The organism is Pseudomonas sp. I8001 (assembly GCF_013385345.1).
Taxonomy (GTDB): Bacteria; Pseudomonadota; Gammaproteobacteria; order Pseudomonadales; family Pseudomonadaceae; genus Aquipseudomonas.
In genome coordinates this window covers 26,439-52,779 of sequence record NZ_JACAQC010000008.1, presented here as the reverse complement: position 1 = coordinate 52,779, position 26,341 = coordinate 26,439, and the positions used below count along the sequence as shown (strand labels likewise).

23 protein-coding genes are annotated in these 26,341 nt (G+C 59.2%); all 23 read right to left on the bottom strand.

The features are described 5' to 3' along the window. Position 1: 1 nt before the first annotated feature. The 23 genes from ispD to rpsB all read right to left on the bottom strand — a co-directional run bounded on the left by ispD (position 2) and on the right by rpsB (position 26,179). On the bottom strand, positions 2 to 712 hold the full coding sequence (ispD, locus tag HX839_RS08355) for a 2-C-methyl-D-erythritol 4-phosphate cytidylyltransferase (protein ID WP_003219291.1): 711 nt from the start codon (positions 710 to 712) through the stop codon (positions 2 to 4). Next, on the bottom strand, positions 709 to 987 hold the full coding sequence (ftsB, locus tag HX839_RS08350) for a cell division protein FtsB (RefSeq protein ID WP_003219292.1): 279 nt from the start codon (positions 985 to 987) through the stop codon (positions 709 to 711). The genes ispD and ftsB overlap by 4 nt, the downstream gene beginning before the upstream one ends. Before the next feature lie 171 nt (positions 988 to 1,158). Continuing rightward, entirely contained in the window at positions 1,159 to 2,448 is a 1,290-nt protein-coding gene (gene eno / locus HX839_RS08345) for a phosphopyruvate hydratase (RefSeq protein WP_003219294.1), read from the bottom strand. A 156-nt stretch (positions 2,449 to 2,604) separates the two neighbouring features. Beyond that, positions 2,605 to 3,450 carry a 3-deoxy-8-phosphooctulonate synthase gene (kdsA, locus tag HX839_RS08340; protein ID WP_003219295.1) on the bottom strand — a complete coding sequence of 282 codons (846 nt, stop codon included), beginning with the start codon at positions 3,448 to 3,450 and terminating at the stop codon, positions 2,605 to 2,607. A 5-nt stretch (positions 3,451 to 3,455) separates the two neighbouring features. Further along, positions 3,456 to 5,087: a CTP synthase gene (locus tag HX839_RS08335; protein ID WP_003219298.1), complete on the bottom strand. Its 1,632-nt coding sequence runs from the start codon at positions 5,085 to 5,087 to the stop codon at positions 3,456 to 3,458. Between the two features lie 273 nt (positions 5,088 to 5,360). Further along, positions 5,361 to 6,680 carry a tRNA lysidine(34) synthetase TilS gene (gene tilS, locus HX839_RS08330; RefSeq protein ID WP_177066942.1) on the bottom strand — a complete coding sequence of 440 codons (1,320 nt, stop codon included), beginning with the start codon at positions 6,678 to 6,680 and terminating at the stop codon, positions 5,361 to 5,363. Positions 6,681 to 6,855: 175 nt separating this feature from the next. Next, on the bottom strand, positions 6,856 to 7,803 hold the full coding sequence (locus HX839_RS08325; protein ID WP_003219302.1) for an acetyl-CoA carboxylase carboxyltransferase subunit alpha: 948 nt from the start codon (positions 7,801 to 7,803) through the stop codon (positions 6,856 to 6,858). Between the two features lie 139 nt (positions 7,804 to 7,942). Continuing rightward, positions 7,943 to 11,464 carry a DNA polymerase III subunit alpha gene (gene dnaE / locus HX839_RS08320; RefSeq protein ID WP_008432221.1) on the bottom strand — a complete coding sequence of 1,174 codons (3,522 nt, stop codon included), beginning with the start codon at positions 11,462 to 11,464 and terminating at the stop codon, positions 7,943 to 7,945. Between the two features lie 75 nt (positions 11,465 to 11,539). After that, positions 11,540 to 12,172: a ribonuclease HII gene (rnhB, locus tag HX839_RS08315; RefSeq protein ID WP_177008895.1), complete on the bottom strand. Its 633-nt coding sequence runs from the start codon at positions 12,170 to 12,172 to the stop codon at positions 11,540 to 11,542. Further along, complete coding sequence (gene lpxB, locus HX839_RS08310; protein ID WP_087694922.1) at positions 12,169 to 13,308, bottom strand: lipid-A-disaccharide synthase; 1,140 nt, start codon at positions 13,306 to 13,308, stop codon at positions 12,169 to 12,171. Before lpxB ends, rnhB begins: the two co-directional genes overlap by 4 nt. Before the next feature lie 2 nt (positions 13,309 to 13,310). After that, a complete protein-coding gene (lpxA, locus tag HX839_RS08305) occupies positions 13,311 to 14,087 on the bottom strand; it encodes an acyl-ACP--UDP-N-acetylglucosamine O-acyltransferase (RefSeq protein ID WP_003219308.1) in 777 nt (258 codons plus the stop codon). After that, the gene (fabZ, locus tag HX839_RS08300) at positions 14,084 to 14,524 is read right to left on the bottom strand and encodes a 3-hydroxyacyl-ACP dehydratase FabZ (protein ID WP_003219309.1); all 441 of its coding nucleotides are present in this window, start codon (positions 14,522 to 14,524) and stop codon (positions 14,084 to 14,086) included. The genes lpxA and fabZ overlap by 4 nt, the downstream gene beginning before the upstream one ends. A 110-nt stretch (positions 14,525 to 14,634) precedes the next feature. Next, complete coding sequence (gene lpxD, locus HX839_RS08295) at positions 14,635 to 15,690, bottom strand: UDP-3-O-(3-hydroxymyristoyl)glucosamine N-acyltransferase (RefSeq protein WP_008432224.1); 1,056 nt, start codon at positions 15,688 to 15,690, stop codon at positions 14,635 to 14,637. A 3-nt stretch (positions 15,691 to 15,693) separates the two neighbouring features. Beyond that, positions 15,694 to 16,197, bottom strand: coding sequence for an OmpH family outer membrane protein (locus HX839_RS08290; protein WP_003219314.1), 504 nt, complete (start codon positions 16,195 to 16,197; stop codon positions 15,694 to 15,696). Positions 16,198 to 16,242: 45 nt separating this feature from the next. After that, complete coding sequence (gene bamA / locus HX839_RS08285; RefSeq protein ID WP_008432225.1) at positions 16,243 to 18,630, bottom strand: outer membrane protein assembly factor BamA; 2,388 nt, start codon at positions 18,628 to 18,630, stop codon at positions 16,243 to 16,245. Positions 18,631 to 18,704: 74 nt separating this feature from the next. Continuing rightward, positions 18,705 to 20,057, bottom strand: a complete 1,353-nt coding sequence (gene rseP, locus HX839_RS08280; RefSeq protein WP_008432227.1) for a sigma E protease regulator RseP — start codon at positions 20,055 to 20,057, stop codon at positions 18,705 to 18,707. A 53-nt stretch (positions 20,058 to 20,110) separates the two neighbouring features. Next, positions 20,111 to 21,301 (bottom strand): 1-deoxy-D-xylulose-5-phosphate reductoisomerase, encoded by a 1,191-nt coding sequence (gene ispC, locus HX839_RS08275; RefSeq protein WP_177055370.1) that lies wholly within the window; start codon positions 21,299 to 21,301, stop codon positions 20,111 to 20,113. Further along, positions 21,298 to 22,104 carry a phosphatidate cytidylyltransferase gene (locus tag HX839_RS08270; RefSeq protein WP_102368228.1) on the bottom strand — a complete coding sequence of 269 codons (807 nt, stop codon included), beginning with the start codon at positions 22,102 to 22,104 and terminating at the stop codon, positions 21,298 to 21,300. Before HX839_RS08270 ends, ispC begins: the two co-directional genes overlap by 4 nt. Then, positions 22,104 to 22,859 carry a polyprenyl diphosphate synthase gene (gene uppS / locus HX839_RS08265; RefSeq protein WP_003219323.1) on the bottom strand — a complete coding sequence of 252 codons (756 nt, stop codon included), beginning with the start codon at positions 22,857 to 22,859 and terminating at the stop codon, positions 22,104 to 22,106. Before uppS ends, HX839_RS08270 begins: the two co-directional genes overlap by 1 nt. Positions 22,860 to 22,876: 17 nt before the next feature. Next, positions 22,877 to 23,434, bottom strand: a complete 558-nt coding sequence (gene frr / locus HX839_RS08260; RefSeq protein WP_003219325.1) for a ribosome recycling factor — start codon at positions 23,432 to 23,434, stop codon at positions 22,877 to 22,879. Next, a complete protein-coding gene (gene pyrH / locus HX839_RS08255) occupies positions 23,431 to 24,174 on the bottom strand; it encodes a UMP kinase (protein ID WP_003219327.1) in 744 nt (247 codons plus the stop codon). Before pyrH ends, frr begins: the two co-directional genes overlap by 4 nt. A gap of 211 nt (positions 24,175 to 24,385) precedes the next feature. Next, positions 24,386 to 25,249: a translation elongation factor Ts gene (gene tsf / locus HX839_RS08250; protein ID WP_008432237.1), complete on the bottom strand. Its 864-nt coding sequence runs from the start codon at positions 25,247 to 25,249 to the stop codon at positions 24,386 to 24,388. Between the two features lie 192 nt (positions 25,250 to 25,441). Continuing rightward, positions 25,442 to 26,179 (bottom strand): 30S ribosomal protein S2, encoded by a 738-nt coding sequence (gene rpsB / locus HX839_RS08245; RefSeq protein WP_003219330.1) that lies wholly within the window; start codon positions 26,177 to 26,179, stop codon positions 25,442 to 25,444. Positions 26,180 to 26,341: the final 162 nt, after the last annotated feature.

Sequence of the window (26,341 nt, the reverse complement as noted above, 5' to 3'; positions counted from 1 at the left end):
GTCAGGAAGACTGGAAAGTCCGACGCTGGCGCAGCCATTCAAGGTCTTCCGGGCGCGTGACCTTGAGGTTGTCGGAACGGCCTTCGATCAGGCGAGGCGCATGCCCGGCCCATTCCATGGCCGAGGCTTCGTCGGTGATGACCACGTCCGAGACCAGGCTGTCGGCCAAGGCCCGGTGCAGCGCGCCAAGGTGGAACATCTGCGGGGTGTAGGCCTGCCAGATCGGCGTGCGATCAACCGTTTCCAACACGCGCCCGTGCTTGTCGGCGCGCTTGAGGGTGTCCCGCGCCGGCACGGCCAGCAGCCCACCCACGCTGTCGTCGGCCAGTTCAAAGAGCAACTTGTCCAGGTCATCGCGGCTGAGGTTCGGCCGGGCGGCGTCATGCACCAGCACCCAATCGTCATCGCTCGCGCCCTGGCCGTGCAGGTAAAGCAAGGCATTGAGGACCGAACCCGAGCGCTCTTCGCCGCCGTCAACGCGCACAATGCGTGGGTCGGTGGCGCAAGCCAGGGTCGGCCAGTAAGGGTCATCCATCGCAACGCTGACCACCAGCCCCTTGAGGCCCGGATGATCGAGGAAACAGCCAAGGCTGTGTTCGAGAATAGTGCGCCCACCCAATTGCAAGTACTGCTTGGGACGGTCCGCGGCCATACGGGCACCCACGCCCGCGGCAGGAATCACGGCCCAGAAGGCCGGTGACGAAATGCTCATTGGGCCAACTGGTAGAGGGTTTCGCCCTCCTTGACCATGCCCAACTCATGGCGAGCCCGCTCTTCAACGGTCTCCATGCCTTTTTTCAATTCAAGTACTTCGGCATCGAGCACGCGATTGCGCTCCAGCAACACCTCGTTTTCGGCGTGCTGTGCGGCAATTTGCTGGGTCAGTTCGGTGACCTGCGCCAAGCTGCCATTCCCCACCCAAAGGCGGTACTGCAGGCCAGCCAGCAGCAAGAGCAAGACGAGGAACAACCAATTGGGACTGCGCATCGAATATCGGGTATCCAGTGAAAAAAGACAGCCATGCAAAACTTTTGCAGCAACTGATAGCACGAAGCCTGGAAAAACCAGGCTTGTGCTTGTTAGTCATGAGATTAGCGCCGAAATTCACGCTGCCGTGATTTTTCCGACGTAATCCGCTGACCTTTTACCATTTAACAATCAGCCGCGAAACTCGCTGCGACCGTTGTACTTGGCTTTGCCGCCCAGTTGCTCTTCGATACGCAGCAATTGGTTGTACTTGGAAACGCGATCGGAACGGCACAGGGAACCGGTCTTGATCTGCCCAGCCGAAGTGCCCACGGCCAGGTCGGCAATGGTCGAATCTTCGGTTTCGCCGGAGCGGTGGGAGATCACGGCAGTGTAGCCCGCAGCCTTGGCCATCTGGATGGCTTCCAGGGTTTCGGTCAGGGTGCCGATCTGGTTGAACTTGATCAGGATCGAGTTGGCGATCTTCTTGTCGATGCCTTCTTTCAGGATCTTGGTGTTGGTCACGAACAGGTCGTCGCCCACCAGTTGGATCTTCTCGCCGATCTTGTCGGTCAACACTTTCCAGCCAGCCCAGTCGGACTCGTCCAGGCCGTCTTCGATCGAGATGATCGGGTAGCGCTCGGTCAGGCCCTTGAGGTAGTCAGCAAAACCTTCCGAGGTGAAGACGTGGCCTTCGCCGGACAGGTTGTACTTGCCGTCTTCGTAGAATTCGCTGGCCGCGCAGTCCAGGGCCAGGGTCACGTCGGTGCCCAGCTTGTAGCCAGCGTTGGCCACGGCTTCGGAGATCACTTTCAGTGCATCTTCGTTGGACGCCAGGTTCGGCGCGAAACCACCTTCGTCACCCACTGCAGTGCTCAGGCCACGGGCCTTCAGCACAGCCTTGAGGTGATGGAAAATCTCGGTGCCCATGCGCAGGCCTTCGGAGAAGGTCTTGGCGCCAACCGGCTGCACCATGAATTCCTGGATGTCGACGTTGTTATCAGCGTGCTCGCCACCGTTGATGATGTTCATCATCGGAACCGGCATCGAGTAGACACCCGGAGTGCCGTTCAGGTTGGCGATGTGGGCGTACAGCGGCAGGTCCTGGTCCTGTGCAGCGGCCTTGGCAGCGGCCAGGGACACGGCGAGGATGGCGTTGGCGCCCAGGCTGCCTTTGTTTTCGGTACCGTCGAGCTTGATCATCGCGTGATCGAGGGCTTTCTGGTCAAGTGGATCCTTGCCCAGCAGCAGGTCGCGGATCGGGCCATTGATGTTGGCCACCGCCTTGAGTACACCCTTGCCCAGGTAACGGCTCTTGTCGCCATCACGCAGTTCCAGTGCTTCGCGGGAACCTGTGGAAGCACCGGACGGCGCGCAGGCGCTGCCGATGATGCCGTTATCGAGAAGCACGTCGGCTTCGACGGTAGGGTTGCCACGGGAGTCGAGAACTTCACGACCTTTGATGTCGACGATTTTTGCCATTGTTGTAAACACTCCAAAGTTGACGAAAACGACGCAGCTGAAGGAAATCTTTTGACCGACCGCAAGGGTGGAACAACGGGCAGGCTTGCAGGCGACAAGGCTCAGGCCTGCGGGCCTGAGCGTAAAGCGAGGGAAAGTCTACCGGAGAAATGGCGCTTACGCGGTCTCTACCGTCGGAAAACTCTTGACCAGGTCGTCCAACTGCTTCAACTGGGCCAGGAATGGCTCCAGCTTGTCCAGGCGCAGGGCGCATGGGCCGTCGCACTTGGCGTTGTCCGGGTCCGGGTGGGCTTCCAGGAACAAACCTGCCAGGGACTGGCTGATGCCGGCCTTGGCCAGGTCCAGTACCTGGGCACGGCGCCCGCCAGCGGAATCGGCGCGACCACCGGGCATTTGCAGCGCGTGGGTCACGTCGAAGAACACTGGGTATTCGAACTGTTTCATGATGCCGAAACCGAGCATGTCCACCACGAGGTTGTTGTAGCCGAAACTCGAACCACGCTCGCAGAGGATCAACTGGTCGTTACCCGCTTCCACGCACTTGTTCAGGATATGTTTCATTTCCTGGGGTGCGAGGAACTGGGCTTTCTTGATATTGATCACAGCGCCGGTCTTGGCCATCGCGACCACGAGGTCGGTCTGGCGCGACAGGAAGGCCGGCAACTGGATGATGTCGCATACCTCGGCAACCACGGCTGCCTGCTCAGGCTCGTGGACGTCGGTGATGATCGGCACGCCGAAGGCTTGCTTGATGTCCTGGAAGATCCGCATGCCTTCTTCAAGGCCCGGGCCGCGGTAGGAAGTCACGGACGAACGGTTGGCCTTGTCGAAGCTGGCCTTGAACACGTAGGGGATACCGAGTTTCTCGGTCACCTTCACGTACTCTTCACAGACCTGCATCGCCATGTCGCGGCTTTCCAGCACGTTCATGCCGCCGAACAGCACCATGGGCTTGTCGTTGGCAATCTCGATGTCGCCTACGCGAATGATCTTCTGGGCCATCAGGTTTACGCCTTCTTCTGATGTTGCGTCAGTGCTGCTTTAACGAAGCCGCTGAACAACGGGTGACCGTCGCGCGGGGTCGAGGTGAACTCCGGGTGGAACTGGCAAGCCACGAACCATGGATGATCCGGTGCTTCAACCACTTCAACCAGCGCGCCATCACCGGAACGACCGGAGATTTTCAGGCCGGCTTCCATGATTTTCGGCAGCAGGTTGTTGTTCACTTCGTAGCGGTGACGGTGACGCTCGACAATCACGTCCTTGCCGTAGCAATCGTGAACCAGGGACCCCGGCTCCAGCAGGCAATCCTGCGCGCCGAGGCGCATGGTGCCGCCCAGGTCGGAGGCTTCGGTACGGGTTTCGACGGCGCCGGTGGCATCTTCCCACTCGGTGATCAGGCCCACGACCGGGTGACCACTGGTGCGATCGAATTCGGTGGAGTTGGCGTCTTTCCAGCCCATTACGTTACGGGCGAACTCGATGACCGCCACTTGCATGCCCAGGCAGATACCCAGGTACGGCACCTTGTTCTCACGAGCGTACTGGACGGCAGTGATCTTGCCTTCCACGCCACGCAGACCGAAGCCGCCCGGAACCAGGATGGCATCAACGCCTTCCAGCAGCGCGGTGCCCTGGTTCTCGATGTCTTCGGAGTCGATGTAGCGCAGGTTGACCTTGGTACGGTTGCTGATGCCCGCGTGGCTCATCGCTTCGATCAGCGACTTGTAGGCATCCAGCAGCTCCATGTACTTGCCGACCATGGCGATGGTGACTTCATGCTCAGGGTTGAGCTTGGCGTCGACCACGGCTTCCCACTCGGACAGATCGGCGCCGCCACATTGCAGGCCGAAGCGCTCGACGACAAAATCATCCAGGCCCTGGGAATGCAGGATGCCCGGGATCTTGTAGATGGTGTCGGCGTCTTCCAGGGCGATTACCGCACGTTCTTCAACGTTGGTGAACTGGGCGATCTTGCGACGGGACGCGATGTCGATCGCGTGGTCGGAGCGGCACACCAGCACGTCCGGCTGCAGGCCGATGGAACGCAGTTCCTTGACCGAGTGCTGGGTAGGCTTGGTTTTGGTTTCGCCGGCGGTGGCGATGTACGGCACCAGCGTCAGGTGCATCAGCATCGCGCGCTTGGCGCCGACTTCGAAACGCAACTGGCGGATGGCTTCGAGGAACGGTTGGGATTCGATGTCACCCACGGTGCCACCGATCTCGACCATCGCCACGTCGGCATCGCCTGCACCCTTGATGATGCGGCGCTTGATTTCGTCGGTGATGTGCGGGATCACCTGGATGGTTGCACCCAGGTAGTCACCACGGCGCTCCTTGCGCAGCACGTGCTCGTAGACACGGCCGGTGGTGAAGTTGTTGTTCTGGGTCATGGTCGTGCGGATGAACCGCTCGTAGTGGCCCAGGTCCAGGTCGGTCTCGGCGCCGTCGTGGGTGACGAACACTTCACCGTGCTGGAACGGGCTCATGGTGCCCGGGTCAACGTTGATGTACGGGTCCAGCTTGAGCATGGTGACCTTAAGTCCCCGCGCCTCCAGGATGGCCGCCAATGAAGCGGAGGCAATGCCTTTCCCCAATGAAGAAACAACACCGCCCGTGACGAATATGTAGCGCGTCATGAAAAACCCTAGAAGTCTGCGTTAAAGCGGTCCGAGCCGCCGGGGAAAGCGAAGGAAGGCCGAAGCCCCCGATCACCTGCATTAATCACAGTGCACCTTTCAAAAAAACCGCCGCGTTGTGACAGACCAGCAATGAAACACCGGTACGTTGATCGCTACACATTTTTTGGAATCGCCCAGCAAAGACTGCTTGGTAATCGGCAACTGCTGCGATTCAGGCGAATCCACAGAAGTTGTATCAAGAAGGGAGCGTAGTCTACCGGAAAGGCTCTATCAGCTCAAACCTTGATCGCAGGTTGGTGGCATCCAATGTAATTGCCAGCCGGTACCGCCACCCGCCGCAAGCCCCGGCAGGTTGGCCACAGCCAGCAATTGCTGGCCCTGATACAGCAGCGGCAATCTGCCACGGATGAAGCCTGGTACCGCACTTTCGTTAAGCAAGCGCTTCAGGTCGCGCCGGCCCCGGCCTGGCAATTCCATGATTTCACCGCCCTGGCGATAACGGATGCTCAGGGGGCCTTCGGGTGCACTGCCGCTGAAGCGCACTTGGCCGTTACCGGGTAACTGTAGTGGGTTTTGCGGGTGCGGCCAGCTCACCGATGCGTCAGAAAATTCCGACCAACTGGCAGGTAACCACCAGATAAGTCCACCACAACGGTGCAATTGACCGTCGGCCAGGCGCCACAGTGGCTGTGCATCGTGTTTGGCGTCGCGCAAGGTCGCCCAGCCGGTCCAGTGGTCACTGTCGGGCAAGCGTGTCAGCGGTGTCAGCCAGTGCCTAAGTGCGTTGCGCTGGCGGGCCTCGGAGAGCGCGGCAAGCGGTTCAAGGGTCAGCGAAGGCAATGCCAGCCAGGGAAACACCGGGTGCTGGCTGGCGGCCAGCAGGTCCATCTGCGCCAGTTCGTCGAGCAAGCCCTGGGCTTCGCTCAAGTGTTCAGCGCTGCGGGCCATGGTGCTGACGGCCTGGGGCCAACGTTCGGTCAACTGCGGGAAAACATGGTGGCGCAGGTAATTGCGGGAGAAACGCGGATCAGCGTTCGACGGGTCTTCGATCCAGGTCAATTGATGTTCACGGGCGTAGGCTTCAAGCTCGGCGCGAGACACATCCAGCAAGGGTCGCACCAGATAGCCATCTGCCAAAGGGCGCTGCGCGGGCATTGCCGCCAGGCCACGCACGCCAGCCCCACGCAACAGCCGAAACAGTAAGGTTTCTGCCTGATCGTCACGGTGCTGGCCCGTGACCAGCAACTCCCCTGCCCCGGTGACCTCGGCAAACGCCTGATACCGCGCGTCACGGGCCGCGCGCTCCAGGCTTGCACCTTGTTGCACTTGCACGCGGATCACCCGCAAAGGCACGCACAAGGCGTCGCACACGGACTGGCAATGGGCCGGCCACGCATCCGCCGCAGCTTGCAGCCCATGATGAACATGAATAGCGCTGAGTGGCGGAAGCTTGTCGGTTTTGGCCAGAGTGGCCAGGAGGTGCAGCAGGACGGTGGAGTCGAGGCCGCCGGAGAAGGCGATATGCCAGGCCGGGGCGTTGCGCCAGGGGGCGAGGATTTGCAGGAGCTTGGCGGTTAAGGTGGGCTTCATAGCAAAGTACGCCATCAAACTGGAATGCGGTAACCAGCATACACAAGGCAAATGTGGGAGCGGGCTTGCTCGCGAATGCAGTGTGTCAGTCGCCAACTATATTGACTGAATCACCGCCTTCGCGAGCAAGCCCGCTCCCACACAAGCCAGCTCCCACATTTAGTAACGCGTCGGCTTAGAGACCGTAGCTCATCAGGCGCTCGTAACGACGGGCCAGCAGCGCCTCGTTGTCGAACTTCTTGAGCATCGCCAGTTGCGAGCTGAGTTCGGCACGAATGGTCGCGGCAGCGGCAGCCGGGTCACGGTGGGCGCCGCCCAATGGCTCGGCGATCACCTTGTCCACGATACCCAGGCCTTTCAGGCGATCGGCAGTGATGCCCATGGCTTCCGCGGCATCCGGCGCTTTCTCGGCGGTTTTCCACAGGATCGAGGCACAACCTTCCGGCGAGATCACCGCGTAGGTCGAATATTGCAGCATGTTCAGTTGGTCGCAGACGCCAATGGCCAATGCACCGCCGGAACCGCCTTCGCCGATCACGGTAGCGATGATCGGAGTCTTCAGGCGCGCCATCACCCGCAGGTTCCAGGCAATCGCTTCGCTCTGGTTGCGCTCTTCAGCGTCGATACCCGGGTAGGCGCCCGGGGTGTCGATGAAGGTCAGGATCGGCATCTTGAAGCGCTCGGCCATTTCCATCAGGCGGCAAGCCTTGCGGTAGCCTTCAGGGCGCGGCATGCCGAAGTTGCGGCGGACTTTCTCGCGCACTTCACGGCCTTTCTGGTGACCGATGACCATCACTGGCTGGTCGTCCAGGCGAGCGATACCGCCCACGATGGCGGCATCGTCGGAGAAGTGACGGTCGCCGTGCAGCTCATCGAACTCGGTAAAGATATGGTCGATGTAGTCCAGGGTGTACGGACGGCGCGGGTGGCGGGCCAGGCGCGCGATCTGCCAGCTGGTCAGCTTGCCGAAGATGTCTTCGGTAAGCGTGCTGCTCTTGTCTTGCAGGCGAGCGATTTCATCGCCGATATTCAGCGAATTGTCATTGCCGACCAGGCGCAGCTCTTCGATCTTGGCTTGCAGGTCAGCGATCGGCTGTTCGAAATCAAGAAAATTCGGGTTCATAAGCGTCCGTCTTGGGTCGACGGCCAAGGAGTGCCTGGCCAGCCGGTTGTCTATTCGCGCCCTACCTTAAGGGAGAGGCGCGGTTAGGTCGAGATTAAATGTTCGGTCGAGATCAGGCGATCTTCGTACTGCCTGACCGTCAACGGTATTGGAGGAAGACGTTGTCACGCCCGAACTGGTCACGCAATGCTTGAATCAAGCCATCGGCGGGGTCAATTCGCCACGTCTCGCCAAACTGCAACATCGCCTTGGCGTCGTTGCCGGTGTACTCCATGGTCACCGGGCAGGCGCCACGGTGGCGTTTAAGCAAGTCACCCAACCAGCGTAGCTGATCGCCTTTGAGCGCATCGGTCTTGACCTTCAGGCGCAGGCTTTCGGCCAGGTTGGTGCGGGCATCTTCCATGCTCATCACACGTTTGATCCGCAGGCGCAGGCCGCCGGAGAAGTCGTCGTTGCTGACCTCCCCTTCCACCACCACCATCGCGTCGGTCTGCAACAGCGACTGGGCGGAATGGAAGGCATCGGCAAACAGCGAGGCTTCGATCCGGCCCGAGCGGTCGTCGAGGGTGATGAAACCCATCTTGTCGCCCTTTTTATTCTTCATCACCCGCAGCGCGATGATCATGCCCGCGACGGTCTGGGTATCCCGCGCCGGCTTCAGGTCGATGATGCGCTGGCGGGCGAAACGCCGGATTTCACCTTCATATTCGTCAATCGGGTGACCGGTGAGGTACAGGCCCAGGGTGTCTTTCTCACCCTTGAGGCGTTCCTTGAGGGTCAGCTCCTTGGCCTTGCGATGGTTGGCGTAGACGTCGGCATCTTCTTCGACGAACAGCCCGCCAAACAGGTCGGCGTGGCCGCTGTCGTGGGTGCGTGCGGTCTGCTCGGCGGCCTTGATCGCTTCTTCCATGGCGGTCAGCAATACCGCGCGGTTGCGGTCGATATTGGCCTGGTACGCCTTCGGCTCGTCATGGAAGTACGGGCCCAGGCGATCCAGGGCGCCGCTGCGGATCAAGCCATCCAGAGTACGTTTGTTGATGCGCTTGAGGTCGACCCGGGCGCAGAAATCGAACAGGTCCTTGAACGGCCCGTCCTGACGCGCTTCGGTAATCGCCTCCACCGGGCCTTCGCCCACGCCCTTGATCGCGCCGAGGCCATAGATGATGCGGCCTTCGTCGTTCACCGTGAACTTGAACTCGGAAGTGTTCACGTCCGGCGCGTCGAGGCGCAGCTTCATGGTGCGCACTTCCTCGATCAAGGTTACGACCTTGTCGGTGTTGTGCATATCCGCAGACAGTACCGCCGCCATGAACGGCGCCGGGTAGTGAGCCTTCAGCCACGCAGTCTGGTAAGACACCAGGCCATAGGCGGCAGAGTGGGATTTGTTGAAGCCGTAACCGGCGAACTTTTCCACCAGGTCGAAGATGTTACCGGCCAGGTCGGCATCGATGTTGTTGGTGGCGCAACCTTCAATGAAGCCACCGCGCTGCTTGGCCATTTCCTCGGGCTTTTTCTTACCCATGGCTCGACGCAGCATGTCCGCGCCGCCGAGGGTGTAGCCGGCCATGACCTGGGCAATCTGCATCACCTGTTCTTGATACAGGATGATGCCGTAGGTCGGTGCCAGTACCGGCTTGAGGCCTTCGTACTGGTAGTCGGAGTGCGGGTAAGCCAGCTCGGCACGCCCGTGCTTACGGTTGATGAAGTCATCCACCATGCCTGACTGCAGCGGGCCCGGACGGAACAGGGCCACCAGTGCGATCAAGTCTTCCAGGCAGTCGGGCTTGAGCTTTTTGATCAGCTCTTTCATGCCGCGGGATTCAAGCTGGAACACGGCCGTGGTTTCGGCTTTTTGCAGCAGGCTGTAGGTCGGCTTGTCATCCAGCGGGATAAACGCGATATCCAGCGGTGGCTCATTGACCTTGGCGCGGTCGCGGTTGATGGTCTTCAGCGCCCAGTCGATGATCGTCAGGGTACGCAGGCCGAGGAAGTCGAACTTCACCAGGCCGGCCGCCTCCACGTCGTCCTTGTCGAACTGGGTTACCAGGCCGTCGCCTTCTTCGTCGCAATAGATCGGCGAAAAGTCGGTCAGCTTGGTAGGCGCGATTACTACACCACCGGCGTGTTTACCGACGTTACGCACCACGCCTTCGAGCTTGCGCGCCATGTCCCAGATTTCAGCCGCTTCTTCATCGACCTTGATGAAGTCCCGCAGGATTTCTTCCTGCTCGTAGGCTTTTTCCAGGGTCATGCCGACTTCAAACGGAATCATCTTCGACAGGCGGTCAGCCAGGCCGTAGGACTTGCCCTGTACCCGGGCCACGTCGCGAATTACCGCTTTCGCCGCCATGGAACCAAAGGTGATGATCTGGCTTACTGCGTTGCGCCCGTATTTCTCGGCCACGTACTCAATAACCCGGTCGCGACCATCCATGCAGAAGTCGACGTCGAAGTCGGGCATCGATACCCGTTCCGGGTTAAGGAAACGTTCGAACAGCAGGTCGTATTCCAGCGGGTCGAGGTCGGTGATCTTCTGCACATAGGCCACCAGCGACCCGGCACCCGATCCACGGCCAGGCCCCACCGGCACGCCGTTGCTTTTGGCCCACTGGATAAAGTCCATTACGATCAGGAAGTAACCGGGGAACCCCATCTGGATAATGATATCCAGCTCGAAATTCAGGCGGTCGACGTAGACCTGGCGCTTGGCTTCATAATCTTCAGTGGTGTCCTTGGGCAGCAGGACGCTCAGGCGTTCCTCCAAACCGTCGAACGAGACCTTGCGGAAATACTCGTCGATGGTCATGCCATCGGGAATCGGGAAGTTGGGCAGGAAGTGCTTGCCCAGCTTCACTTCAATATTGCAGCGCTTGGCAATTTCGACGGAGTTTTCCAGGGCCTCGGGCAGGTCACTGAACAGCTCGGCCATTTCATCGGCGCTTTTGAGGTACTGCTCTTCGCTGTAGTTTTTCGAGCGGCGCGGATCGTCCAGCGCCCGGCCTTCGCCGATGCATACGCGGGTTTCGTGGGCCTCGAAGTCTTCCTTCTTGATAAAGCGCACATCGTTGGTCGCCACCAGCGGCGCGCCAAGCTTTTCAGCCAGGGCCACAGCGGCGTGCAACTGCTCTTCATCGTTGGGGCGGTTGGTGCGCTGGATTTCCAGGTAGAAACGGTTGGGGAACACCTCCATCCACTCACGGGCGAGCACTTCAGCCTCATGAGGATTGCCGCCCAACAGCGCGATACCGATTTCACCCTCTTTGGCCGCCGAGAGCATGATCAGCCCTTCGCTGGCTTCGGCCACCCACTCGCGCTCGATGATGATCGAGCCATTGCGCTGGCCATCGATAAAGCCACGGGAAATCAGTTCGGTGAGGTTGCGATAACCCACGCCGTTCATCGCCAACAGGCTGATGCGGCTCAGTGGGTTATCCGGGTCCTTGTTCGACAGCCACAGGTCGGCACCGCAGATCGGCTTGATGCCGGCGCCCATGGCGGCCTTGTAGAACTTGACCAGGGAACACATGTTGTTCTGGTCGGTCACCGCCACGGCAGGCATGTTCATGCCCACCAGCGTTTTGACCAGGGGTTTGATCCGTACCAGGCCGTCGACCAGGGAGTATTCAGTGTGCAGGCGCAGGTGAACGAATGAAGCCGGCATAGTGATCCTGTACAAAACGTGGAGACAACAAGGCCCGGATTGTACCGGGCCTTGGCAAAAACATCAGCCTTGCTGCTAAACCTCGATCAGGCTTTCCCGAGCCTCGAAAGCCTGGCGAACCGGGGCAAACGAGCGGCGGTGGATCGGGGTCGGGCCCAGGCGAGCCAAAGCTTCCAGATGAACGGGCGTTGGATAGCCTTTGTGCCCGCCGATGCCGTAGCCGGGATAGATCAATTCGAAAGCCGCCATTTCACGGTCACGGCTGACCTTGGCCAGGATCGATGCAGCGGCAATCGCCGGCACTTTGCTATCACCCTTGACCACCGCTTCTGCGGGCATCGTCAGCTTCGGGCAGCGGTTGCCGTCGATCATCGCCATTTTTGGCGTGATATGCAGGCCTTCAATGGCGCGCTGCATGGCCAGCATGGTGGCGTGCAGGATGTTCAGTTCGTCGATTTCTTCGACCTCAGCCCGGGCGATGTGCCAGCTCAGGGCTTTCTCACAGATCTCGTCATAGAGCTTTTCACGACGGGCCTCGGTAAGTTTCTTGGAATCGTTCAGGCCGAGGATCGGGCGGTTCGGGTCGAGAATCACTGCGGCGGTGACGACTGCGCCGCACAGCGGGCCGCGACCGACTTCGTCAACACCGGCAACCAGGTCAAGGGCATCGGCGACCAGGCTGAAATCCAGGCCCATTTGCGTCTTCATAGGGCTTCCTGCTTATGACCGATCAACGTCAGCACGGCATCCGCCGCCTGGTTCGACGCATCACGGCGCAAGGTGCGGTGAATTTCGTCGAAACCACGGGTCTGCTCTTCGCCACCGTCGATCAACGGGAAAAGGGTTTGCGCCAGGGCTTCAGGCGTCGCATCGTCCTGCAACAACTCGGGCACCAACAGACGCTGGGCCAGCAAATTCGGCAGGGAGATGTAGGGGCTTTTGACCATACGCTTGAGAATCCAGTAGGTCAGCGGCGCCAGGCGATAGGCAACGACCATTGGGCGCTTGTAGAGCAAGGCCTCAAGGGTCGCGGTGCCGGAGGCGATCAGCACCGCATCGCACGCCGCCAGTGCCAGGTGCGAGCCCCCGTCGAGCAGGGTCAACGGCAAGTTGCGCCCTACAAGCAATTCTTCAATTTGTGCACGGCGCTGAGGACTGGCGCATGGCAATACGAAGCGCACACCCGGCTTCAGCGCCTGCAGGCGTTCGGCTGCATCAAAAAACAGCGCGCCGAGACGACCGACTTCGCCGCCACGGCTCCCCGGCATCAAGGCCACCAGCGGACCTTCGGGCAAACCCAGTTCGGCACGCGCGGCAGCACGGTCGGCCTGCAGAGGAATGGTATCGGCCAGGGTGTGCCCTACAAACCGCACCGGCACGCCCTTCTCTTCGTAGAACCTGGCCTCGAAGGGCAGCAGGGTCAGCATCAGGTCGCAGCCTTCGCGAATCTTGAGCACGCGCTTTTGCCGCCACGCCCACACGGACGGGCTGACGTAATGCACGGTCTTGATCCCGGCCTGACGCAATTTGAGTTCGATATTGAGGGTGAAGTCCGGCGCGTCGATTCCGATAAAGACGTCGGGCTTTTCTTCGATCAGGGTCTGGATCAGCTTTTTGCGACGGGCCAGCAGCTCGCGCAAACGGCCCAGCACCTCCACCAGCCCCATGACCGACAAGCGTTCCATAGGGAAGTAGGACGTCAGGCCTTCAGCCTGCATCAACGGACCGCCGACACCGATGAATTCAACCGCCGGATGCTGGAGCTTGAGGGCCCGCATCAGGCCTGCACCGAGAATATCGCCGGAAGCTTCTCCGGCCACCAACGCTATACGCAGCCTGGCCATGATCAGCGGGTGATGCCGCGAGTCGACGACTGGATAGAGTCACGGAATATCGCGACTTCCGGAAACAATGCGGCTGGCTCCGTCAGTTCGATCAAGGCCTGGTCGACCGTCAGCCCCTGGCGGTAAACCACCTTGTAGGCGCGGCGCAGGGCGTGGATCGCGTCTTCGCTGAAGCCCCGACGGCGCATGCCTTCGAAGTTCATGCTGCGGGCCTCGGCCGGGTTGCCGAACACGGTGACGAACGCCGGAACGTCCTTGCCGATGGCGGTACCCATGCCGGAAAAGCTGTGGGCGCCGATATGGCAGTACTGATGCACCAGGGTAAAGCCGGACAGGATCGCCCAATCGTCAACGTGCACATGGCCGGCCAACGCAGTGTTGTTGACCAGGATGCAATGGTTGCCGATTACGCTGTCATGACCGATATGCGCATAAGCCATCACCAGGTTGTGGTCACCCAGGGTGGTCTCGGCACGGTCCTGGACAGTACCGCGGTGAATGGTCACGCCTTCACGGATGATGTTGTGATCACCGATTACCAGACGTGTTTCTTCACCCTTGTACTTCATGTCCGGGGTGTCTTCGCCTATCGATGAGAACTGATAGATACGATTGTGTTTGCCAATCCTCGTCGGGCCTTTGAGGATCACATGCGGCCCGATGACTGTCCCCTCGCCGATTTCCACACCTGCGCCGACGATCGACCAAGGGCCGACCTCAACGTCGGCGGCCAGTACGGCCGTCGGATCGATGATTGCGCGAGGGTCAATCAAACTCATAGTTTGCGTTCCGCACAGATGATTTCAGCCGAGCACACCGGCTTGCCGTCGACCGAGGCCTGGCATTCGAACTTCCAGATCTGGCGCTTGCAGCTGATGAACTTGGCTTCAAGGATCAACTGGTCACCCGGAGTTACCGGGTTGCGGAAGCGCAGTTTGTCAGAGCCCACGAAATAGTAGAGCGTGCCATCGGCAGGCTTCAGGTCGAGCATTTTGAAACCAAGGATACCGGCAGCCTGGGCCATCGCTTCGATGATCAATACGCCTGGCATGATGGGATGCGCAGGGAAGTGACCGTTGAAGAACGGTTCGTTGATGCTGACATTCTTGTAGGCACGAATGCGCTTTTCCTCAACATTGAGGTCCGTGACCCGGTCCACCAGCAGGAACGGGTAACGGTGAGGCAGGTATTCGCGAATCTCGTTGATGTCCATCATTTCGGGGGGAAGCCTGTAATAAAGATTGGGAGCGTGCGGACTAAGGCACGCCCCTCTAGCAAATCAAGGAGGCAGTCTAGCGGCTGTGCACACTTGATATGGAAATGGTATCAGCCATCTGATGAAGCATTACCGTCAGGGGTCACGTCCCCAACACGCTTTTCCAGATGTTTCAGGCGCCGAGCGATATCGTCGAGCTGCCTCAGACGCGCCGCGCTCTTGCGCCATTCGGCCGCAGGCTGCATGGCCGTACCGGATGAGTAGGACCCAGGCTCGGTAATCGAATGGGTCACCATGGTCATGCCGGTGATGAATACGTTGTCGCACACTTCGATATGGCCCACCAGGCCAACACCCCCGGCGAGCATGCAATGCTTGCCGATCCTGGTGCTGCCGGAGATCCCCACGCAGGCGGCCATGGCGGTGTGATCGCCAATCTGCACGTTGTGGGCGATCTGAATCTGGTTATCCAGTTTCACGCCGTTACCAATGACGGTATCGGCCAGGGCCCCGCGGTCAACGGCAGTGTTGACGCCAATTTCAACGTCATCGCCAATCAACACGCCGCCCACTTGGGCAATCTTGTGCCAGACACCCTTCGAGTTGGCGAAGCCGAAGCCCTCGCCGCCAATCACGGCACCGGACTGAATCACCACACGCTCACCGATACGCACATCGTGGTACAGGGTCACACGCGGAGCCAGCCAGCCACCGGCACCAATCTCGCTGCGCGCGCCGATAAAACACTGGGCACCCAGCGTTACACCCGCCCCGATGCGTGCACCGCTTTCAATCACCACAAAAGCACCGATGCTCGCGGCAGGGTCAACCTGAGCGTCATCGGCGATCACCGCCGTCGGATGGATACCGGCGGGGGCCTTGGGTTTCGGATCGAACAGGTGCGACACCCGGGCATACGCCAGGTACGGATCGGCAACAACCAGCGCGTCCCCGGCAAAACCTTCGGCGTCAGCGGCCTTCAGCAGCACGGCTGCGGCGCGGCTTTCGCCCAGGTATTTACGGTATTGGGGGTTTGCCAGGAAGCTCAACTGAGCTGGGCCAGCCTCCTGCAAGGTGGCTAGCCCAGTGATTTCCTTCTCCGCGGAGCCACGCAAGGTGGCTCCCAGGAACTCGGCCAATTGGCCGAGCTTGATAGTCGCAGTCATGGCTTACTTCAGCTGATTCATGCGCTCGATCACCTGACGGGTGATGTCGTACTGAGGTTTAACGTCGATGACTGCACCGCGTTCGAATACCAGGTCAAAGGCACCTTTCTTGATGACTTCTTCCACAGCGCTGTCGAGTTTCGGCTTCAGCTGCTTGAGCATTTCGCGGTCGGCAACAGCCTTGGCTTCGTTCAGCTCCTTGGACTGGAACTGGTAGTCACGGGCCTTTTGCTTGAATTCAAGCTCCAGACGCTCGCGCTCGCCTTGCTGCATCTTGTCGCCACCGGCTACCAGACGATCCTGGATGCCCTTGGCGCTGCTTTCCAGCGTCTTGAGCTTGGTCAGTTGAGGACCGAATTTCTTCTCGGCATCTACGGCATACTTCTTGGCCGCATCGGATTCCAGCAGCGCCATCTGATAGTTCAGAACGGCAATTTTCATTTCGGCAAAGGCCGGGGTCGCTACCAGGACAGTCGCCAGGAGAACCAATTGAGTCAACTTACGCACGATGCACTCCTACAGAATCCGTTGTCGTTATCTTGGGTCAGACGCTTAGAACGTCTGGCCGAGGGAGAATTGGAAAATCTGGGTTTCAGCGTTATCCGGTTTCTTGACCGGCATGGCCAGAGCAAAGCTCAATGGGCCAAGCGCGGTAACCCAGGTCACACCGACACCGACAGAGCTTGCCAGGTTGCTGAAGCTCACGTCGTTGCACTGCGTGTTGGACTTCGAGCCATTCGGGTTGGTGACCTGTTCGCACTTGGAGTCGAACACGTTACCCACATCCCAGAAGACCGAAGTACGCAGGGAACGTTGATCTTTAACGAATGGCAGCGGGAACAGAATCTCAGCACCACCCTGGATCAGCACGTTACCACCGAATGGCAGCGGGTCGTTGTCCGAGTCAGCCACAGTCCCCTGGTTACCGGTCACACCCACGCCACGGCTTGGGGTACCACGAGGACCCAAGGTGCTGTCCTTGAAACCACGTACCGAGTTGAAACCACCCGCATAGTAGTTCTCATAGAACGGCAAGCCGCTGGTCGAACCGTAACCGTCGCCATAACCCAGCTCGGTGTGCAGGCGCATGGTGTAGTTTTCGCTCAAAGGCTGGAACAACTGGCCACGGTAGTCGAGTTTGAAGAACGACAGGTCGCTGCCCGGCGTGGTGGCTTCCAGGGTCAGGCTCTGGGAATGGCCGCGGGTCGCGAGTACGCCTTTGTTCAGGGTCGATTCCGACCAACCGGCCGAAGCCTTGAAGTTCAGGAACTGGTCGCCTTCTTTACGCACGAAGTTGAAGATCTCATCCACGGTGTACACACCGGTCTTGATCTTGTCCTGCTGCGCGGTCAGGCCGAAGGTCAGACGCGAGGTCTCACTGATCGGGTAACCAATGTTGGCACCAACACCGAAGCTGTCGATTGCATAGCTTGCAACGTCAACGTCGAGGTCTTTGTAGTCGGTTGTGCGATAAAAGGCGTTGTAGCCCAGGCTCACGCCGTCAGCAGTCCAGTAGGGGTCGACATAACCGAAGTTATAGCGGCTCTGGTATTCGCTTCGGGTCAGGCCGATGGAAACCTTGTTACCGGTACCGAGGAAGTTGTTCTGGGTGATCGAACCACCGAGGATCAGGCCGGCACTCTGGGCGAAACCGACACTGGCGGTAATCGAACCGGAGGCTTGCTCTTCTACGGCGTAGTTCACGTCAACCTGGTCATCCACACCCGGTACAGCCGGGGTTTCAACGTTGACTTCCTTAAAGAAGCCCAGGCGCTCGAGGCGAACCTTGGACTGGTCGATCAGGTAAGTCGACGCCCAGCCACCTTCCATCTGACGCATTTCGCGGCGCAGCACTTCGTCGGCAGACTTGGTGTTGCCACGGAAGTTGATGCGGTTCACGTAGGCACGCTTGCCCGGGTCTACAACGAAGGTGATGTCCACGGTGTGGTCTTCGTCGTGCGGGGTCGGTACGCCGTTGACGTTGGCGAAGGTATAGCCTTCGTTACCCAGGCGGCGGGTGATCAGCTCGGAGGTGGTGGTCATCAGCTTGCGCGAGAACACCTGGTCCTTCTGCACCAGCAACAGGGACTTGACCTGGTCTTCAGGCACTTTCAAGTCGCCGCTGAGCTTGACGTCACGAACCTTGTACTTCTCGCCTTCGTTGACGTTGACAGTGATATAGACGTGCTTCTTGTCCGGGGTGATGGACACCTGGGTCGAAGCGATATCCATGTTGATATAGCCGCGGTCCAGGTAGTAGGAACGCAGGCGCTCCAGGTCACCGGAGAGTTTTTCACGGGCATACTTGTCATCGTTCTTGAAGAACGACAGCCAGTTGGTGGTCTTGAGTTCGAACAGGTCGATCAGGTCGTCATCAGCAAACTTGGTGTTACCCACCACGTTGATGTGCTGGATGGCCGCCACGGTGCCTTCGTTGATGTTGACCTTCAGGCCGACGCGGTTACGCGGTTGCGGCACCACTTCGGTCTCGACGGTAGCCGAGTAACGACCCTGGGCAACGTACTGGCGTTGCAGTTCGTTACGCACGCCTTCGAGGGTGGCACGCTGGAAGATCTCGCCTTCGGCAAGGCCGGATTGCTTGAGGCCTTTCATCAAGTCCTCAGTGGAGATCGCCTTGTTGCCTTCGATCTCGATACTGGCGACAGAAGGTCGCTCGACGACAGTGATGACGAGGACGTTACCTTCGCGACCCAGTTGGATATCTTGAAAGAACCCGGTTTTGAACAGCGCACGAGTGGATTCCACCAGGCGACGGTCATCAGCCTGTTCCCCGACGTTCAACGGCAAGGCACCAAAGACGCTACCCGCGGAAACCCGCTGGAGGCCGTTGACGCGAATATCGGAGATGGTGAAGGACTCGGCGTGAACTTCGGCGATCATCAATACGGTGAGAACCGCAGTTAGCAGCAGACGTTTCATGAAGTCCTTTCTTATTCCAACTGGCAATAAACAAACTGCCGCAAAATGCGGCAGATTCGCAATTCAGCGAAGCGTTACAGTCGTCCCAGATCGTTGACCAGGGCTAATAACATCACCCCGACCACCAAACTGATACCGATCTGTATCCCCCAACCCTGCACCCGATCCGACAAGGGGCGACCACGCGCCCACTCGACCAGATAAAACAACAGATGCCCCCCATCCAATACTGGAATGGGCAACAAATTCAGAACCCCAAGGCTAATACTCAGATAAGCCAGGAAATTCAGGAAATCTACAACGCCCGACTGGGCAGAAGCGCCCGCCACTTTAGCAATGGTTATCGGTCCACTCAAGTTTTTTACCGAGAGCTCGCCGAACAACATTTTCTTGAGGGAATCGAGGGTCAGCACACTCATGGTCCAGGTGCGTCTCGCACCCTCGCCAATCGCCGCCAACGGCCCGAAGCTGACCTCTCGAACCATCGAAGGTGGCCAATCGACACCTTTGACGCCGGCCCCCAGGTAACCCCCGGCTGCCTTGGCTTCCCCACGAACCGCCAGGGTCACAGGGACGTCGATTTGAGCACCATCGCGCTCAACTTTCAGCACAATTTTGGTATCAGGGCGTACACGCACCAGGTCGACCACCTGCTGCCAGTCACTCAGCGCCTGGCCATCGAGGGCCAGCAGGCGATCACCGGTTTTCAGACCCGCGGCCTGGGCCGGCCCCTTCGGATCCAGCTCCGCCAGCACCGGCGGCAAGGCCGGACGCCATGGGCGAATGCCCAGGGATTTGATCGGGTCAGGCTCATCGGAGCCTTTCAGCCAGTGGTCCAGGGCCAGCTCGCGCGAGGTTTCGGTGGTGGAATCCTGATCGCGCACCACCAGTTTCACGATGCCGCTTTCACCCAGGCGACGCACTAACTGCAAATTGACGGCACCCCAGCCGGTGGTTGGTTCGCCATCAACTGCAACAATTTCTTGCCCGGCAGTCAGGCCGGCCTTCGCCGCCATGCTGTCGGCCTCGACGGCACCGATCACCGGACGCACCTGCTGGCTACCCAACATGGCCAGGACCCAGAAGAACACCATCGCCAACAGGAAATTCGCGATCGGGCCTGCCGCGACGATGGCGATGCGCTGACGAACGGTCTTGCGGTTGAAGGATTGATCCAACTGATCAGCCGGCACTTCGCCTTCGCGCTCGTCGAGCATCTTGACGTAGCCGCCCAATGGAATGGCCGCAATTACGAACTCGGTGCCACGACGGTCGTGCCAGCGCAGCAACGGCATGCCGAAGCCTACGGAAAAGCGCAGTACCTTGACGCCGCAACGACGCGCGACCCAGAAATGGCCGAACTCGTGGAAGGTAACCAGCACACCCAGAGCAACCAGGGTGCCGACAATCATGTAGAGCGCACTCATCTAATTTCTCCGCATTTCAATCCAGTGCCTGAAGGCTTGAACACACCCAGAGGCTAACGCGTATTGCGGCTCAACCACTGCTCGGTCAAGGCCCGGGCCTTTGCATCCGCTTCGAACACCGCGCCCAGATCATTCACCGGGACGACGGGCTCAAGGCTCAAAACGTCCTCGATGATACCCGCGATCTGCGGAAAGCGGATGCGCCGGTCCAGAAACGCCGCCACAGCCACTTCATTGGCCGCATTCAGCATCGCCGGGGCACTGTTACCCGCCTCCGCAGCTTGCCGCGCAAGACGCAGGCAAGGGAAGCGTTGCTCGTCGGGCGCTTCGAAGTCCAGACGGGCAATGGCAAACAGATCCAGCGGCGCAACACCCGAGTCAATCCGCTCAGGCCATGCCAGGGCATTGGCGATCGGCGTACGCATGTCCGGATTGCCCAGTTGGGCCAATACCGAGCCATCCACATAGTCCACCAGGGAATGAATCACACTTTGCGGGTGGATCACCACCTCGACCTGGTCCGGCCGGGCATCGAACAACCAGCAGGCCTCAATCAGCTCCAGGCCCTTGTTCATCATGCTCGCTGAATCCACCGAGATCTTGCGCCCCATGGACCAGTTCGGGTGAGCGCACGCCTGATCGGGAGAAACATGCTCCAGATCGGCCAGCGGCGTCTGCCGGAACGGACCACCGGAGGCTGTCAGCAGAATCCGGCGCACGCCGACCTGGCTCAACCCGCGGGCGAAATCACCAGGCATGCATTGGAAAATCGCGTTGTGCTCGCTGTCGAGCGGCAACAGCACGGCGCCGCTCTTGCGCACCGCCTGCATGAAGAGTGCCCCGGACATCACCAGGGCTTCTTTGTTGGCCAGCAGAATCTTCTTGCCCGCATCAACGGCCGCCAGGGTCGGGCGCAAGCCGGCAGCGCCGACAATCGCCGCAACCACGGTGTCGACCTCAGGGTCTGCCGAAACCTGGCACAACCCCTCCTCCCCCACCAATACCTGAGTCGCCAGGCCCGCAGCGCGCAAGTCATCCTGCAAACCCCGTGCAACTGCCGCTTCGGGCACTACTGCGTATTGCGGCGCGTGCCGCACACACAGTGCCAGCAGCTCATTCAGGCGACTGAAACCGGTCAAGGCGAATACTTGATAACGCTCGGGATGACGGGCAATCACATCCAGGGTGCTTAGCCCCACCGAGCCGGTAGCGCCCAGCACGGTTACCTGTTGCAGGCGGCTCACGAGGCAGCCATCCACAGCAGTACGGCAAAGATCGGGATCGCGGCAGTCAGGCTGTCGATACGGTCCAGCACGCCACCGTGACCCGGCAGCAGGTTACTGCTGTCCTTGATCCCGGCCTGGCGCTTGAACATGCTTTCGGTCAGGTCACCGACCACCGAGATGAACACCACCACGGCTGCGCCCACCAGGCCCAGGAGCATTTCCTTGACGGTCCAGTCACGCACCACACCGACCACCACGGTAATCACCAGGGTCAACGCCAGGCCGCCATACACACCTTCCCAGCTTTTGCCCGGGCTGACAGCCGGCGCCAGCTTGCGCTTGCCGAAGGCACGCCCGGAGAAATAGGCGCCGATATCGGCACCCCACACCAGAACCATCACCGCCATGATCAGCCAGTTACCCAGTTGCATGTGCTTGATGTAGACCAGGCCTTGCCAGGCAGGCAACAGAATCAAAAGGCCAATCACCAGCTTGCAGGCGACACTGGACCAATGACTGCTGGTGCCCGGATAGGTCAGCACCAGATAGGTCGCCAACGCCCACCACAACACCGCCGCACCCAGCACCCAGGGCGCCACGTCCGGCAGGATGTACATCAGGAACATCAACAACGCCACGACAGCGGCATACACCACACGAGGCAACTGCGCGGCGAAACCCGCCAGGCGCGCCCATTCCCAGGCACCCAGGGTCACAACCAGGCCGATGAACAGCGCGAAGTTCGCACCTTCAAGCAGGAAAAACCCGCACAGGGCAATAGGCAGCAGGATCAGCGCCGTGATGATTCGTTGTTTAAGCATTAAACCCGGGCTCCAGCTTCGATCTGCTCGCTCGTTTTACCGAAGCGACGCTGACGGGAAGCGAAATCGGCCAGCGCATTGCGCATGGCATCGTGTTTGAAGTCCGGCCAGAACAGGTCGGAGAAGTACAGTTCGGTATAGGCCAACTGCCACAACAGGAAGTTGCTGATGCGATGGTCGCCACCGGTACGAATGCACAGGTCCGGCAACGGCAGGTCGCCGGTCACCAGGCAGGTTTGCAAGAGTTCGGGGGTAATGTCTTCCGGGCGCAGATGGCCGGCCTGCACTTCCCGCGCCAGACGCTGCGCAGCCTGGGCAATATCCCACTGGCCGCCGTAATTGGCTGCGATCTGCAGCACAAAACGGTTGCTGCCGGCAGTGATCGCCTCGGCTTCGCGCATGGCCGCCTGCAGCTCCGGATGAAACCGCGAACGGTCACCGATGATACGCAGGCTGATGTTGTTCTCGTTCAGGCGCTTGGCCTCGCGGCGCAGGGCCTTGAAGAACAGGTCCATCAAGGCACTGACCTCCTCGGCCGGGCGCTGCCAGTTTTCACTGGAGAACGCGAACAAGGTCAATACTTCGACCTTGGCCTCGGCGCACACCTCAATCACGGCTCGTACAGCGTCGACACCCGCCTTATGCCCGGCAACGCCCGGCATAAAGCGCTTCTTCGCCCAGCGATTATTCCCGTCCATGATGATCGCGACATGGCGCGGCACCACGGAGGGCACAGTCTGCTTGGTCTTTTCCATGAAGGCGTCCTGACCCCTTATACGGCCATCAGGTCCTTTTCTTTATCTTCCGTGGCCTTGGTGATCTGGGCCTCGGCATCTTTAGTCAGCTTGTCGATATCAGCAACGGCACGGCGCTCTTCGTCTTCGCTGATTTCCTTGTCCTTGACCAGCTTCTTCAGGTCACCCAAGGCATCACGACGGATGTTGCGCACGGCAACACGTGCGTCTTCCGCTGCACTGCGCGCCTGCTTGGTGAAGCCCTTGCGGGTTTCTTCGGTCAGGGCAGGCATGGAGATCAGCAGCAATTCGCCCAGGTTGGTCGGATTGAGGTTCAAACCGGCGCTCTGGATGGCCTTGTCGACGGCGCCGAGCATGTTGCGCTCGAAAGCAACGACTTGCAGGGTGCGCGAATCTTTTACAGTGATGTTGGCCACTTGGGTGATCGAGGTATCAGCGCCGTAGTAAGGCACCATCACGCTGCCCAGGATGCTTGGGTGGGCCTTGCCGGTACGAATCTGGCCAAACGCATGGTTCAGGGATTCCAGGGATTTTTGCATGCGCTCTTGAGCGTCTTTTTTGATTTCGTTGATCATTGTTCGATTTCCTCGATCAGAGTCCCTTCCGCGCCGCCGTGTACGATGTTCAGCAGGGCGCCGGGCTTGTTCATGTTAAATACGCGCAGCGGCATCTTGTGGTCGCGGCACAAGCAAATTGCCGTCAGGTCCATCACGCCCAGCTTGCGATCCAGTACTTCATCATAAGTCAGATGATCGAACTTCTCGGCATGCGGGTCTTTGAATGGGTCTGCAGTGTAGACACCGTCAACCTTGGTGGCCTTGAGCACCACGTCCGCGTTGATCTCGATACCACGCAGGCAAGCTGCCGAATCGGTGGTAAAGAATGGGTTGCCGGTACCGGCCGCAAAAATCACGACTTCCTTGGCATCCAGGTGACGCATGGCCTTGCGACGATCATAGTGATCCGTTACGCCAACCATGGAAATAGCCGACATCACGATCGCGGTGATATTGGCGCGCTCCAGCGCATCACGCATGGCCAGGGCGTTCATCACAGTGGCCAGCATGCCCATGTGGTCGCCTGTCACCCGATCCATGCCGGCAGCGCTGAGTGCCGCGCCACGGAACAGGTTGCCGCCGCCGATCACCAGACCGACCTGGACACCGATACCGACCAACTGGCCGACTTCCAGCGCCATGCGATCGAGTACTTTGGGATCGATCCCAAACTCTTCCGAGCCCATCAGGGCCTCGCCGCTAAGCTTGAGTAGAATGCGTTTATAGCGAGCCTGATGACCACTGCCCTGCTGAGCCATTGCGAATCTCTCCTGCGGCGTATTTTTTGAAAATTCTTGGCAAGCCGTTTACGGCCTGCGTTCACTCTAGCTTGACGCTGTCACAGCGCCATCGGAACACGGCTTTGTAAGCCAGTTCCAAAGGGAAACCAATAAAAATCGATCACCCCATTTGAAAAGAGGCTGCGCGCGTAAGCGGGCAGCCTCTTTTGGGCGACAGTTAAAAACTGTCTTACTTCTTGGTGGCAGCCAGCTGGGCAGCAACTTCTTCAGCGAAGTTGTCGACCGGCTTCTCGATGCCGTCGCCTACTTTGTAGTAGGTGAAGGAAACGATTTCAGCACCGGCTTTCTTGGCCAGTTCGCCAACCTTGATTTCAGGGTTCTTGACGAACGCCTGCTCAACCAGGGAAGCCTCAGCCAGGAACTTGCTGATACGGCCCTTGACCATGTTTTCAACGATGTTTTCAGGCTTGCCTTTGATTTTCTCTTCGTTCAGCTGCAGGAACACGGCTTTCTCGCGTTCGATGGCTTCAGCAGAAACTTCCGATGGCAGCAGGAATTCAGGGTTGCTGGCCGCTACGTGCATAGCGATGTCTTTGGCCAGTTCAACGTTGCCGCCTTTCAGGGCAACCACAACACCGATCTTGTTGCCGTGCAGGTAAGCACCCACAACGTCACCTTCAACGCGGGTCAGGCGACGAATGTTAACGTTCTCGCCTACTTTACCCACCAGAACCAGACGATCAGCTTCTTGAGCTTCGATCAGCGGAGCGGCGTCGGTCAGCTTGTCAGCGAATGCTTTTTCAACGCTGGCAGCGACGAAGTTCTTGAAGTCGTCTTGCAGGGCCAGGAAGTCGGTCTGCGAGTTAACTTCCAGGATAACGGCCGATTTGCCGTCTTCCTTGATTGCGATGGCGCCTTCAGCAGCGACGTTGCCTGCTTTCTTGGCAGCCTTGATGGCGCCCGAAGCACGCATGTCATCAATGGCTTTTTCGATGTCGCCGCCGGCCTTGGTCAAGGCCTTTTTGCAATCCATCATGCCTTCGCCGGTACGCTCACGCAGTTCTTTAACCAACGCTGCAGTAATCTCTGCCATTTTCAAAATCCTCTTGGATAGGTTTTCAACCATTCCACCCGATTGAACGGGCGATCAATTCTTCCCGAACCACCCTTGTAGGCCGCTGCACGTTACAAATGTTGTAGCTGCGCTGCCGACAAATGGTTTTCGAGGTGGCAAAAAGGGGGCCAAGCCCCCTTTTTGCTTACTGAGTCAACGCCAAGGCGTCAGTTACTCAGCTGCAGCTACCGGAGCTTCTTCAACGAACTGCTCGGTACCGCCAGCAACGTGGTTGCGACCACGGATTACAGCGTCAGCCATCGAACCCATGTACAGCTGGATAGCGCGGATTGCGTCATCGTTGCCTGGGATGATGTAGTCAACGCCTTCCGGGCTGCTGTTGGTATCGACTACGCCGATAACCGGGATGCCCAGCTTGTTGGCTTCGGTGATCGCGATGCGCTCGTGATCAACGTCGATAACGAACAGTGCGTCAGGCAGACCGCCCATGTCCTTGATACCACCCAGGGAACGATCGAGCTTTTCCAGGTCGCGAGTGCGCATCAGCGCCTCTTTCTTGGTCAGCTTGGCGAAAGTACCGTCTTCGGCTTGCACTTCAAGGTCACGCAGACGCTTGATGGAAGCACGGATGGTTTTGAAGTTGGTCAGCATGCCGCCCAACCAGCGGTGATCGACGTACGGCGAACCGCAACGTGCTGCTTCTTCAGCAACGATCTTGCCAGCGGAACGCTTGGTGCCGACGAACAGAATCTTGTTTTTGCCCTGGGCCAGGCGCTCTACGAAAGTCAGAGCTTCGTTGAACATTGGCAGGGTTTTTTCAAGGTTGATGATGTGGATCTTGTTACGCGCGCCGAAAATGTATTTACCCATTTTCGGGTTCCAGTAACGGGTCTGGTGACCGAAGTGCACACCGGCCTTCAGCATATCGCGCATGTTGACTTGGGACATGATAGTTCCTTAATAAGTCGGGTTTGGCCTCCACGTATCCCAATGACCAACCAGCGGCATTCGCCTCCGGCACCCAGGTCATCGTGTCGACACGTGTGTGGATTTAAGCTTTGCGGGGTATCCCCGGAAAGCGGCGCATTTTATACCACAGAGCTTGCAAAA